Source organism: Verrucomicrobiota bacterium, from assembly GCA_034440155.1.
Lineage (GTDB): Bacteria > Verrucomicrobiota > Verrucomicrobiia > JAWXBN01 > JAWXBN01 > JAWXBN01.
In genome coordinates, this window is the sequence record JAWXBN010000061.1 from 16,719 (window position 1) to 29,222 (window position 12,504).

Consider the following 12,504-nt stretch of genomic DNA (forward strand, 5'->3'; position numbering starts at 1 on the left):
GATCGGATGACACTGACCTATTACACTTTCCATTTACTTTTTAATGTCCCACTGACCTTACTCCTTTGGTGGTTGGCTCGCCGGTATCTCCAGAAAGAACATTATTCATGGGCCGCTGTGGTTTTATTGATCGTTTTTGTCTTTACGACGCCATGGGATAATTTTGCGGTTATGCGCAATATTTGGAATTTCCCGGAAGGCCGGTATTTATTCCGGATTTGGCACTTGCCTTTGGAGGAATACCTCTTTTTTGCTTTTGAATCGGTTAATATCATGTTTTTTATTGTTTGGATGACGGGTAGAGACGGGGTTTGTGACAAGCGACCGTCAAGTCCTAAGAAGGAGGATGCGATATGAACTGGGAAACTTGGGGCTATTTGGCGGATCCGTCCCGCTCAAATTATCTTTTTCATCTATTAGTGTGGATGCTACCTGTTTTGGTGATTCAATGGTTTTTGGCCGGGCGCATTTTCCTCAGGAACGCACGATATGTTTTCGGACCCGCCCTGGTTTTCGGGACTTATTATACGGTAGTGGACTTTTTAGCTGTGCACGAAGGGGTCTGGGTTTTTGACCCGGCCCAGAATCTTGGACTATTGTTTATGGGGGTGCTACCCTTGGAAGAGATCCTTTTCTTTTATATCACCGCCCTGTTGGTGAGTCAGAGTTTCGTCATGTTTCTCCCGGACAAATTGCGCCGCTAATCATGGGCATTGACCTCTGGGGGGAAGTAAGGCATTTTAAAAACAAAATGAGGGAGGAGGATTTATGGCGTGGGTATTATTGGTAGCAGCCGGATTATTTGAAATAGGATTTACCACATGTCTGAAACTTTCAGAGGGATTCTCAAAGTTCTGGCCGAGTGTGGGGTTTGCCATTTGTGCCATCCTCAGTTTTGGGTTACTGACTCTGGCCATCAAGGAAATTCCCTTGGGTACCGCTTATGCGATCTGGACGGGTATCGGCGCTTTTGGCACGGCATTAGTGGGGATTTTTTTCTTCGGTGATGCAGCCACAACGGTGCGCTTGTTGTTTTTGCTCTTGTTAATCGGGTCAATTATCGGATTAAAGATTGTATCGATCACCTCGTAGGAATAAAAATCTTGTCACTCGCATGAAAAGCATTTTCCGCATCAGCCTCATTTGCCTGATATTGACCTTGGTGGCCGGAGGGGCATGGTTCGTTAGGAATCATTATAAAAAAAAGCGGATTGTGGATTTTGACAGCCAGGTTTATGAAACCTCGATTAAATTTGGTGTGGATCGGGACTTGATCTTGGCGGTCATCTGGCGGGAATCGAAATTCGATCACATGGCAAGAGGTGATGCCGGAGAACGTGGGCTCATGCAAATCATGCCTGCGGCGGCGGATGATTTTGTAAAGTTTCAGAAAATTAAAAATTTCGTTTATGACGACCTTTTTAAGCCAGAGGTTAATGTCACTGCAGGAACGTGGTATTTGAGCCGAGCGATCAAACGGTGGGCTGGTCGTGATGACCCGGTGCCATTTGCACTCGCCGAATATAATGCCGGGAGAAAACATGCACTCCGTTGGGCTAGTGGGGACACGAATATGACGGCAGAACAGTTTATTAATAATATCGATTTCCCGTCGACAAAAAGCTATGTGACAAATATTTTAAACAAGTATGAAAAACTCCGAAATGAGTCAAAGTAAGTGCTTTGAAATACTTGACTTACAGCAGATTTCCTTGCAACATCCCGACCGAACCTAAACCAAAGTGTATATGAGCAATATTTCAAATATTACTGCAAGAATGATTCTTGATTCACGGGGGAACCCGACTGTCGAAGTAGATGTCGAACTGGAAAGCGGAGTTTTCGGACGTGCTGCTGTACCTTCAGGAGCCTCCACTGGCGAACACGAAGCATGGGAACTCCGTGATGGGGATAAATCCCGTTACCTTGGAAAAGGCGTCGATAAAGCTGTTCAAAATGTGAATAGTGTCGTCGCACCCGAGTTGATCGGATCTGATGTTTTTGACCAAGTCGGCATCGACCGCGCTTTGATCGAGATAGATGGAACAAAGAATAAAGCCAATCTGGGTGCCAACGCTATGTTGGGTGTTTCACTAGCTGTGGCCCATGCGGCCGCTTCCGAGCTGCAACTGCCGCTGTTCCGTTATATCGGTGGACCAAATGCAAAAGTACTGCCAGTGCCCATGATGAATATCATGAACGGTGGAGCCCACTCGGATGCCCCGATTGATTTTCAGGAATTCATGATCATGCCGAAGGGTTTTGACAGGTTTAGTGAAGCCCTCCGCGCAGGGGTCGAGATTTTCCACTCACTCAAAAGTGTGTTAAAAAAACGCGGACTCAGCACGGCTGTCGGTGATGAAGGCGGCTTTGCTCCTAACCTCAGCTCGACCACGGACGCCCTTGATGTCATCTCGGAATCAGTCGAAAAAGCCGGTTTCACCCTCGGGGAACAAATCTTTTTCGCACTCGATGTCGCCTCCAGCGAATTCTACGATAAGGAATCACACACTTACGTCTTCAAAAAATCAGATGGTTCCCGTAAAAAGGGATCGGAGCTAGTCGCTTATTATAAAGAGCTCCAACAGAAATATCCGCTCGTTTCGATCGAAGACGGTTGTGCCGAGAATGATTGGGAAACATGGAAAATCCTCACCGACCAACTCGGTGGAAGCATGCAGCTCGTGGGTGACGATCTTTTCGTGACTAATACGGAATTCCTCAGGCGTGGCATCCGCGAAGGGGTCGCCAACGCGATCCTAGTCAAGGTGAACCAAATCGGAACCCTGACGGAAACCCTTGATGCCATCGAGATGGCCAAGGAAGCCAATTACGAAGCCGTAATCAGCCACCGTTCAGGTGAGACTGAAGACACTACCATCGCCGACATAGCCGTCGCGACAAATGCCGGGCAAATCAAGACCGGTTCCCTCTGTCGTACGGATCGTGTGGCTAAATATAACCAACTCCTCAGGATCGAGGAAATGTTAGGTGATTCAGCCATTTATGGCGGGAAATTCTAGAAATAGGACTCAATCCAAACTGCACCTCATCCGTCCGGGTGAGGGTGTGGTTAATTTTATGGAACTGCTGACAAAAGCAGTGGTTCTATCCATTGCTGCTGCCGTGATTGTTTTAACGTTTGTGATCTTTGCACCAATCATCAAAAATGTGCATACCTACCAACAAACTGTGGATAATAAGAAACTCATTCTTTCGTCGGAAATAGAGAAAATGAAGCTTCTAACCCGTGAAGTAGAGCTTTTGCGCACGGACCGGGATTATAATGAGCGAGTGGCCCGGGAAAAATTAGGTTTGGCCAAGCCAAATGAAACCATCTTTCGTTTCCCCCCTTTAGGGCAAAAACAGACAGCCCGTGTGATTGAAGGTCCTACCGCCAGTGCCGCCCGCTAGTTCTTCTTTTTAGCTGGTTTTGATTTTGTTTGTTCGAGGCGGTTCTCGAGGTTTTCGATGGCTTTTTTGTATTCCTCTTTTTCAGGATTAATCTCTAAGGATTTTTTCCACCACTTGATAGCCCCCTCATAATCTCCGAGTTTTTCCATGGTTTGGGCTAGATGATCCAAGACTATATCATCATCGTATTTTATGAGCTCGGCTGACTTAGTTATATATTTTAGAGCTTCTTTATAATTGCCCCTGCGGAAGTGAATCCAGCCGAGGCTATCCAGATATGCACTGTTATCTGGTGAGAGTTCGAGGGCTTTTTGGATTAATTTATAAGCTTCATCCATATTGGTATTCTGGTCGGCCCACATGTAGCCGAGGTAATTGATAGCCGCATGGTTGGTGGGATCTAGTTCGATCGATTTTTTGAGAAATTCAGCGGCCTTACCGAAATTTTTGCTTTGTTCGTAAGTCGATGCGTAGTCCAAGTAGAAATTAGAATTCAAGATGACACGATCACCTTTAGCGCGGTTAAGCGTTTGCTCGAATTTCTCAATAGACTTTGAATAGTTCTTTTGCTCCCGGTAGATCAGGCCCCGGATATACGAAATGCGCGGGTTCTCAGGGAATTTTATTTCTGCTTTATCGAGGATGATTTCGGCATTTTCGGGTGTTTTCTTTTGGAGGTTGATCAAAGCGATTTGCAGATAGGAGGTCAGGATGGGCGTGAGGAAAGGGGATTCAGGTACCGGGTTGAGTTCGTAATTTGATTGGTTGAGCTCGATACTCTTCTCAAAATGGTTGATCGCTGAGTCATAATCATGATTTTCCATTTTTAATTCACCGATGAATTGCTGGATTTCGGGGCGTGAAGGGGTCCGCTGAATGATTGATTCTAGGATACTGATAGCCATCTTTGAGTCCCCGTCCATGGCATAACAGTAGGCGAGTTTTTCGCGGACCCGTGCGGCTTCGGGGTAAATAACCAGAAGGCGGTTAAAAATATCACGGGCCTTAGGGAGATCCTTAGTATTAATATAAAGATCGCCGATTCGCCGCAGTATTTCGGGGTTTTCAGGGTCGAGCTGGGCGGCCTTATTATAGATTTCTTCGAGCTTTTTATAATGTTCAGGGGTTTGTATTGTTGGTTCCCGGCTCATGGTTTGTGCGTACATGTCACCGAGGCGTAACCAGAAAAAGGAACTATCCGGGAGTTGCACCGATGCTTTTTCTAGAATGGCAAGGGTTTCGACGTATTTTTTCTTATCCAAGTAAATTTCATACAAATACTGGTAAGGAGCGACGTTTTGGGGACTTAACTCAATGGCTTTCAGGGAAAGTTTGACTGCCTCATCAGGTTTATTTCCTATTTTTTTAATGAGGGCTAGTGCTGTATAACCCGAGGCATTATCGGGTTTTTCCTTGATGATTTGATTGAAAATATCAGTGGCTTTTTCAATTTGTTCTTTCCTGAGGTATTCAAAACCGATTTTAATCCTTAAATCAATGAAATCAGGATCCAGCGCCACTACCTTTTCATAAATGGCTAAAGCCTTTTCTGGTTCATTATTATTTTCAAAGGTAAATCCCTCGGCGTACAAGGCCAGCGCTTCAGCCTTTTTTTTAGTCATCTGGGAGGGGGAAATATCAGATGGTTTGGGTTCCCCAGGAGCCAGGTTCATGGAATTTGTCGATAGGGCTGTGGGCGTAATGATCTGTCCATCCTCTGAGAGGACATTTGAGGGGAAAATAAGGTCTGTCTGTTTATTTGTCGACGCAGTGGGAATGCTGGTCGGATTAACCGCATAAATGGAGAAGGTACTGAAATTCCAAAGGATGACAGTAAAAAGAAAAAACCACCATTTTTTGAATGGTGGAGTATGTATAATCAATTCCGTCACAGTACCTTTATGAACAAGGAAAAAACCGGAATGTTTCGGTTTTTCCTGATGATGTCGGCGGTGCGTTAACTGTGGAAATATGACCGGAAAAAACACAGGTGTTTCTTCCGGTCCAAACTCATCGTGGTCAAAACCACGGAATATTAATTATTTCTTATGACGATCGGCGCGGCTGCGTTTACGGCGCTTATGGCGATTGATCTTCGATTTACGTCTTTTCTTCAATGAACCCATGACGGATACTCCTGATTGTTAATAGATAACTTTGTTTAAAGGATACTCGATTATTCCTTCAGCTCCAAGCTCTTTTAATTGAGGAATCAACTCCCGAACAATGTGTTCGTCAATGATTGTCTCAACAGCGACCCATCCGGTGGTGCTGAGCTGGGAAATAGTGGGATTACGCAAGGCGGGCAAACTGCTGAGCAGGTTGGTGAGCCGGGTTTCCTGGATATTCATTTTCAGGCCGACTTTACGGCGGGCTTCCAGTGCACCCTTGAGCAAGAGAGCGATCCTCTGGATTTTTTGTTTTTTCCAGGCGTCCTTGTGGCTTTCCTTATTCACAATGAGTTGTGGATAAGACTCCATAAGGGTGTCGACAATCCTGAGTTGATTTGCCTTGAGTGAGGAACCTGTCTCGGTGATATCCACAATCGCATCCACAAGATCGGGGACTTTAACCTCCGTGGCGCCCCAAGAAAACTCCACATGGGCTTCGACCCCGTGTTTTTTTAAAAATTGTCTAGTGAGATTCACGGCTTCAGTAGCGATCCGTTTTCCAGCGAGATCCTGCACGGTCTTGATGGGGGAGGCGTCGGGGACCGCTAATATCCAGCGGGCGGGTGCACTGGTGGCTTTGCTGTAAGGTAAATCACAGATGACCTCGATCTGACTTTCATTTTCGGCAATCCAGTCTTTCCCAGTGATTCCGCAATCAAAATAACCACTTTCCACATAACGGGAGACTTCTTGTGCACGGACAAAACGACCTTCCATCTCCGGATCATCAATGGAGGGTTTATAAGAACGGCTCGATACCCCGATTTGCCAGCCCGCATGAGCAAAAAGCTTCACGGTCGCTTCAGAAAGCGAGCCGGCGGGAAAACCGAATTTCAGGGTATTTGACATAACAGGAAAACCGCTGAGCCTAGCGATTCCGTGATACTAATCAAGAGCAACTTGCGGATTATCAGGATTTTCGAGTAAAAGGCATTCCACAAGGCTGTTTTCAGCATGAATCGTCTCAGGCAAAGCCCGGATCAGGCAATTTGCTTCGATCAAAGAGCTGAAAATATGGGAGGCTTGGCGTCCTGCGGAATAAACCTTCCCCGATTTGATGACGCCCCTGAGAAAATGGAATCTTTTTTCTTCATTGACTATTTTTTCCCCTAAGGGCAAGCGGATATTTAGATCATGGGTGTCAGTGATCCCCATCATCAAACGGAGAGCCGGGCGGACAAAAAGGATGAATGTCACGTATGAAGAGACGGGGTTACCGGGTAGCCCGAAGATAGGGACATCATTTTTGATGCTGAAAAGGAAGGGTTTTCCCGGTTTTAATGCCACGCGCCAGAAAGTCTCGGGTATTTTGCATTTTGCCAAGGCCCGCCGGATATAGTCATGTTCCCCGACAGACATGCCCCCGCAAATAATCACAGCCTCGCACCGCAGGGCGGCTTCGATCCCTGCGGTAATCTGTATCAGGTCATCCTTGATGACGGGCAGGCGCACAGGGATCGCACCGGTTTTTTGGACCATGGCAGCCATCATCAGGCTGTTGGACTCATAGATCTCACCGGGAAGTAGATCCTCACCGGGTTTGCGTAATTCACTACCCGTGACGAGTATCGCCACCCGCGGGGGTTTAGAAACCATGATTTCAGGGACGCCTAAAGAAGAGAGCAGTCCTAAATGCCTTTCATCGAGACGGGTTCCTTTAGGAATAATTTTTTGTCCTTCGCAGACATCCTGTCCGGCTTTGCGGATGTATTCCCCCTTCAGGATAGGTTCAGTCAGGAAAATGGCTCCGGCCAATGCTTTGACATCTTCTTGCATAATGACGGCGTTAGCCCCTTCAGGCATGGGTGCTCCCGTAAAAATGCGGATGCACCGGCCCGGGAGGAGTTTGAGTCCCTTTGAGCGACCTGCGGGTTGCTCATTTTGGACATCCAGATCAATGATATTTTCCGAGCTGGCTTGGGCTGTGTCCTCGGCGCGTAAGGCATATCCATCCATGGCAGAGTTATCGAACCCAGGCAAATTGCGCGGGGAGAAAAAGTCGTGGGCGAGGCTGCGGCCAAATGCTTTTTCAAGAGGGATTTTTTCTGTCCTATCGGGAATTTCCCGCACTTTGGAGAGGATTTCTTGCCGGGCTTGCTCCGGGGACATCATGGGCGGACGGCGTCTCCGCGTTGGAGCTCCCCAGTCAAAATATCAGCTGTGGCCAGTGGGGCGCGGAGGGGTTGGGTGATTTTTACGGAGCCGATCGGGCGCCCGGCACGGTACACTTTTAATTCGTCACCCACCCGAGGCATGACAGAGCTGGAGAAATTCACCACGACAAAACCTTCCACGACATTCACAGTGGAAATAAAACCGATCGGGAGATATTCCGATCGGTTATAATAGGGGTCGGCCTTGCTTGGAGGGGGAGTCGGTGGGGTGCTGGCACAGCCTCCCGATACCACCATCAAGACCACAGAGGCGGTGACAAGAATGAGAAAATGGACGATTTTTTTCATGTTTGATACGGTTAGACGGTTTTGTGGAAGGTCATTTTCTGGTGTGATGTCTGACCGGGCTCCACGATAACCTGTGCTGAAGGAATATTCAAGACATTGGGTGGGGCCGTCCAGGGTTCCACACACAGATAGTCACAATCACTGGCAATATTCCAAATCACCCAGGCCATTTGTCTTGTCGGAGTACCGAAATTCTCGACTTCGATCTTGATTGTCCCGATTTCAGGTTTGTCTGTGTAGAGGGTAACAGGCAGATCACTATTATAGAGGAGGACATTACCGATCCCGAAACGGTCCGAACTTTTGATGACGGCCTCGTTCCAATCTACGAATTCTTCGGCCGGGTTTCCCGTCCACCGTTTGCATGAGGGCATCTTAACGAGCCACTCGATGACGGAACCATCCTTGGCTCTTTGTTTTTTGAAGTAAGGATGCCAACCGACCCCATAAGGCATTTTCTGGATGCTATGGTTCGTCATCTCAAAATCCACGGTCAAGGAATTCTCTGTCAGGCTGATTTTCTGGCGTGCGAGGAATTCAAAGGGATACTGTCTGAGGGTGTGTTCGGAATGGGCGAGGGTACAGACAATCGAGGAGTCATCGTGGAACTCGAGTTTCCAAGGTAATTTATCGGCAAATCCGTGGAACTCGATGGGATAAATCTTCCCTTCATATTTCCAGACATTAACTTCTTGGCCGATCGAACATAAGCCGGGTGCGGGAAAAAGGATAGGGTTTCCCCAGAGATTCAAGCCGGGCCATTTTTGGAAGTATTCGGGATCGAGATAGATCAGGTCTTGGCCGTTGACTTTCCAGGAAAGGGTTTGGCAGCCGAGTGCAGGGCAGATGAGCGCTTCGGCTTTGCCGGATTTGATGGTGAGATTTTCAGGTGTTTGCATGTTTTTTGGTATGTTTGGTTAATCTGTCTTTAATCAGCCACGGCGCGTAGTAAATCAAAAAACTCGCTAAGGCGATGATTTCAAGGACAAGGATATACCATGGCCACGGTGCCCAGCGACTGATTGCTAGGATGAGATTCTCTTGGTTCATGGGCGGGCGGCTCAAAAATCCGTAATTCGCCCCTACGACGGCATTGACCAAAAGGGCAGCGAGGACATAGAGATTAATGATCAGGAACATGCGCCCGATACAGCCGGGCTGGGGGCGGAGGCGGTAGGCCCCGATCATAAAACAAATGGCGACGAGGATAACCCCGTGCATCCAAAAGAAAATCAGGCAGCGCATGGTGGGGAATCCAACTTCAAGATTTGGGGTGATCAGCGTTTGAAGTGTGCCGGCTAACCCGAGAAAATAGGCCGTTTCAAATAAGAGCTGATGTCGTGTGGCCAGGGCGAGAAGGCAGACAATAACGAGAACGTCGCAGAGGTGGAGGGGCAGACCGGTCTGAAGGGTGAATGTGCCATTGATCACGATTTTGGTGTAACTGGTGATCGCATAGGCCAAAAGCATCCCGATAATCACCCAAGCACCGACTTTGGCTTGGGAGGGGGAAAGATTGACCCTCCGGAGCATTAGGCAACCTGTGCAACTTGCTGCGGTCAGGAGGAGCGCGATCAAGTGTTCAGGGCTGAAAAGTCGGAATTCCGGCATATGACCTTAGTCTAGGGGGTTTTGTGAGATGATGGGAAACATTTTTTTCAGGGGAAAATTAGTCTTTTTTTAACTTATTTATATCATCGAATGAGTGGCGACAATTCATCTGCCAGCTATGATTTGGAAATGAGCCTGAATTTACTCACACTACTCAATCAAAAACCCGTCATTACAGACGGTGCATGGGGAACCCAACTGCAAGCACTGGGTTTGGCCCCGGGCCAGTGCCCTGAAGACTGGAATTTAATCCATGAAGACAGGGTGCGCGATGTGGCGGCTTCATATGTGAGTGCCGGCAGTCAGATTATCCTGACGAATACTTTTGGTGGCACACGGACGATCCTTGAGCGCCATGGCCTGGAAGACCGGGTCAGGGAGATTAACCGGGCGGGTGCGGAAATATCCCGGGCGGCTGCAGGCCTAGCCTCTCTGGTATTTGCTTCTGTCGGGCCCTGCGGGAAAATGATTGCTACCGGGGATATAGAGCCGAGTGAGATGGAGAAAGTTTTTATGGAACAAGTCGAGGCTTTGGCCGAGGGCGGGGTGGACGGATTTGTCTTGGAGACCATGGCGGAACTCGCCGAGGCGGAGATTGCCTTAAAAGCAGCTAAAAAAATCGGGAAACCGGTGGTTGTCTCCATGGTTTTTGACTCGGGGCGTAATCGTGATAGGACCATGATGGGCGTGACCCCTGAGCAGGCCGCACTACATTTGACCGAGATCGGAGCGGATGTCATCGGAGCAAATTGCGGCCACGGGATCGAAGGATTCCTCGGGATATGCCAAAGAATGAAAAGCAATACAGACCGTCCGATCTGGATGAAAGCCAATGCGGGCCTGCCTGAAATGGTCGATGGCAAGACTACCTATGGCACATCCCCCGAGCAATTTGCACAAAAGGCAACATTACTCCTCGAGGCCGGGGCCGACTTTATCGGTGGGTGTTGCGGGACCAGTCCGGAATTCATCCGCGCCCTCAAAGCGCAATTTGCGCCTGTATAACATTTGCAAAAGGTCATAAGGCAAAAAGCCCCGGAGCGATTTCGGGGCTTTTTATTGGGAAAAATCTATGGCGCAGGGCCTGTTAAATCATGTGGCTGAACATCCCGTCGCGCAGCTTCGGTTCGAACCACGTGCTCTTGGGAGGCATGATACCGTCCTGGTCGGCGATTTCCATGAGATCGACAATACTGGTCGGGTGCATGGAAAAGGCGATCATGTAGTCGCCTTGATTAACGAGTTTTTCGAGTTCCTGAGGGCCTCTGATACCCCCGACAAAAGCGATCCGTTTGTCCGTGCGCGGGTCTTGGATATTAAAGACGGGCGAGAGGACGTAATTCTGGAGGAGTGACACGTCAAGCATGTCGATCGGATTTTTCTCTTTATCCAGTAGGGCGGGCCACCAGTCGAGTGTATGCCATTTGCTGTGGATATAGAAACATACTTGGTGTTTATGGGCGGGTATTTTTTGATCGGATACGGTGACTTTGCCTAATTCACTGAGGCGTTTGACCGTATTCAGGATGGTCATGTCGTTGAGGTCTTTAATCACACGGTTATAGGCGAGGATCTGCAATTGGTCATGGGGGAAGACCACGGCCATAAATTTACTGGAGTCTCCGGCCCCATTGCGGGCGAGATCCACACGGTTTGCCGCCGCACTCCGGTGGTGGCCGTCAGCAATGTAAAGGGAAGGGATGACTTCGAATTGTTTGCGGATGAGATCGATAGTGTCGTCTTGGTCGATGATCCACGCCGTGTGGATAATGCCATCCGGGGCCGTGATTGAAACGGTCGGTTCCCGCGAAGCAATTTGCTCTTGGAGCTTGGTGAGTTCCGCCTTGGCGGGGTAAGTCAGGAAAACCGGGCCGGTTTGGGAGTTTAATGCCTCCACATGGCGGACGCGGTCGTCTTCCTTGTCTGGCCGGGTGAATTCATGTTTTTTGATGATGCTCTTGCGGTATTCGTCGCAAGAGAATATAGCCACGATCCCTGTCTGGATGTGGTTGTCCATTTGTTGACGGTAGAGATAGTAGCAGGGTTTATGGTCTTGGATCAATGCCCCTCTTTCGAGCAATTTATGGAAGTTTGCGGCTGCTCGCTCATAGATCTCCGGGCCGTAGGCATCGGTGCCGTCGGGGAACTCAAGCTCCGCGCGGGAAACGCGCAGGAAACTATTCTTTTTATCTCCAGCCATCGCACGGGCCTCGGCGGTGGACATGACATCATAGGGGAGTTCACAAATCTCTGAAGCGAGTTCAGGAGCCGGTCTGACTGCGGGAAAAGGGAGTACGGTAGCCATAAGGCCGACTGTTAAACCCAAAATCCGGCTCAAGGAAAAGAAAGAAATGATTACAAATTGCCCCATAAGTTATGACACCGAGGAGGGGGGAAGGTGGCAGGGGTCAAAAAAGAACGTTGACTCAAAAGAAATGACACTGGAAAAAAGGAGTCATGAGAATGAGTCGGAGTCTGCAAATCGAGCAAGTTACCCCTGTAACGGGAAGGTAAAGGGAGGTTATTAAGATAAGTAATGTGGGCACTACGGATACAGCCACAAAAATGCCGTTAAACTCTTGATAGGGAAAGCGGCTCAAAGACATGCGCATGTGGAGCAAAAGAATTATACCCACGCACGACAATTACTGGGTTATGACCGGATCGAAGTACCGGAGGCCGTAGAGGAGATCAATGAACTCTATGTTCAATGGGGGAAATATCAGAATTTCTTTTGTGCTCCTCAGCATCTTGAAATTCACCGTCGCTGTCGATTCCAAATTCCTGATGTGGTTAACTGAAGAATTAGCTTTTAAATCCTAAAATCAATTCGAAAAGCATTTAAA

16 protein-coding genes are annotated in these 12,504 nt (G+C 48.3%); 8 read left to right on the forward strand and 8 right to left on the reverse strand.

Going from position 1 to position 12,504, the window contains the following annotated elements; all coding sequences use genetic code 11:
- Positions 1-6: 6 nt before the first annotated feature.
- From SGI98_06540 to SGI98_06565, 6 genes are all read left to right on the forward strand, one after another.
- The gene (locus tag SGI98_06540; protein ID MDZ4743061.1) at positions 7-357 is read left to right on the forward strand and encodes a lycopene cyclase domain-containing protein; all 351 of its coding nucleotides are present in this window, start codon (positions 7-9) and stop codon (positions 355-357) included.
- Positions 354-704: a lycopene cyclase domain-containing protein gene (locus SGI98_06545; GenBank protein MDZ4743062.1), complete on the forward strand. Its 351-nt coding sequence runs from the start codon at positions 354-356 to the stop codon at positions 702-704. The genes SGI98_06540 and SGI98_06545 overlap by 4 nt, the downstream gene beginning before the upstream one ends.
- A gap of 64 nt (positions 705-768) precedes the next feature.
- Positions 769-1,092, forward strand: a complete 324-nt coding sequence (locus tag SGI98_06550; protein MDZ4743063.1) for a multidrug efflux SMR transporter — start codon at positions 769-771, stop codon at positions 1,090-1,092.
- A gap of 22 nt (positions 1,093-1,114) precedes the next feature.
- Positions 1,115-1,678, forward strand: a complete 564-nt coding sequence (locus tag SGI98_06555) for a lytic transglycosylase domain-containing protein (GenBank protein MDZ4743064.1) — start codon at positions 1,115-1,117, stop codon at positions 1,676-1,678.
- 70 nt (positions 1,679-1,748) lie between these two features.
- Positions 1,749-3,023 (forward strand): phosphopyruvate hydratase, encoded by a 1,275-nt coding sequence (gene eno / locus SGI98_06560; protein MDZ4743065.1) that lies wholly within the window; start codon positions 1,749-1,751, stop codon positions 3,021-3,023.
- A complete protein-coding gene (locus tag SGI98_06565) occupies positions 3,007-3,414 on the forward strand; it encodes a septum formation initiator family protein (protein MDZ4743066.1) in 408 nt (135 codons plus the stop codon). Before eno ends, SGI98_06565 begins: the two co-directional genes overlap by 17 nt.
- On the opposite strand, the gene SGI98_06570 is transcribed toward SGI98_06565, so the two are convergent.
- The 7 genes from SGI98_06570 to SGI98_06600 form a co-directional block, all read right to left on the reverse strand.
- Positions 3,411-5,306 (reverse strand): tetratricopeptide repeat protein, encoded by a 1,896-nt coding sequence (locus tag SGI98_06570; GenBank protein MDZ4743067.1) that lies wholly within the window; start codon positions 5,304-5,306, stop codon positions 3,411-3,413. The genes SGI98_06565 and SGI98_06570 overlap by 4 nt on opposite strands.
- A gap of 147 nt (positions 5,307-5,453) precedes the next feature.
- Positions 5,454-5,540, reverse strand: coding sequence for an AURKAIP1/COX24 domain-containing protein (locus tag SGI98_06575; protein ID MDZ4743068.1), 87 nt, complete (start codon positions 5,538-5,540; stop codon positions 5,454-5,456).
- 18 nt (positions 5,541-5,558) lie between these two features.
- On the reverse strand, positions 5,559-6,434 hold the full coding sequence (hisG, locus tag SGI98_06580) for an ATP phosphoribosyltransferase (protein ID MDZ4743069.1): 876 nt from the start codon (positions 6,432-6,434) through the stop codon (positions 5,559-5,561).
- 36 nt (positions 6,435-6,470) lie between these two features.
- Positions 6,471-7,694, reverse strand: coding sequence for a molybdopterin molybdotransferase MoeA (locus tag SGI98_06585; protein MDZ4743070.1), 1,224 nt, complete (start codon positions 7,692-7,694; stop codon positions 6,471-6,473).
- A complete protein-coding gene (locus SGI98_06590) occupies positions 7,694-8,047 on the reverse strand; it encodes a hypothetical protein (GenBank protein ID MDZ4743071.1) in 354 nt (117 codons plus the stop codon). Before SGI98_06590 ends, SGI98_06585 begins: the two co-directional genes overlap by 1 nt.
- An 11-nt stretch (positions 8,048-8,058) precedes the next feature.
- The gene (locus SGI98_06595) at positions 8,059-8,946 is read right to left on the reverse strand and encodes a hypothetical protein (GenBank protein ID MDZ4743072.1); all 888 of its coding nucleotides are present in this window, start codon (positions 8,944-8,946) and stop codon (positions 8,059-8,061) included.
- Positions 8,933-9,658, reverse strand: a complete 726-nt coding sequence (locus SGI98_06600) for a TIGR02206 family membrane protein (protein MDZ4743073.1) — start codon at positions 9,656-9,658, stop codon at positions 8,933-8,935. Before SGI98_06600 ends, SGI98_06595 begins: the two co-directional genes overlap by 14 nt.
- Before the next feature lie 90 nt (positions 9,659-9,748).
- On the opposite strand from SGI98_06600, the gene SGI98_06605 reads away from it, so the two are divergent.
- On the forward strand, positions 9,749-10,663 hold the full coding sequence (locus SGI98_06605) for a homocysteine S-methyltransferase family protein (GenBank protein MDZ4743074.1): 915 nt from the start codon (positions 9,749-9,751) through the stop codon (positions 10,661-10,663).
- An 82-nt stretch (positions 10,664-10,745) separates the two neighbouring features.
- On the opposite strand, the gene SGI98_06610 is transcribed toward SGI98_06605, so the two are convergent.
- Complete coding sequence (locus SGI98_06610; protein ID MDZ4743075.1) at positions 10,746-12,029, reverse strand: DUF1015 family protein; 1,284 nt, start codon at positions 12,027-12,029, stop codon at positions 10,746-10,748.
- 241 nt (positions 12,030-12,270) lie between these two features.
- On the opposite strand from SGI98_06610, the gene SGI98_06615 reads away from it, so the two are divergent.
- Complete coding sequence (locus tag SGI98_06615) at positions 12,271-12,459, forward strand: hypothetical protein (protein MDZ4743076.1); 189 nt, start codon at positions 12,271-12,273, stop codon at positions 12,457-12,459.
- Positions 12,460-12,504: the final 45 nt, after the last annotated feature.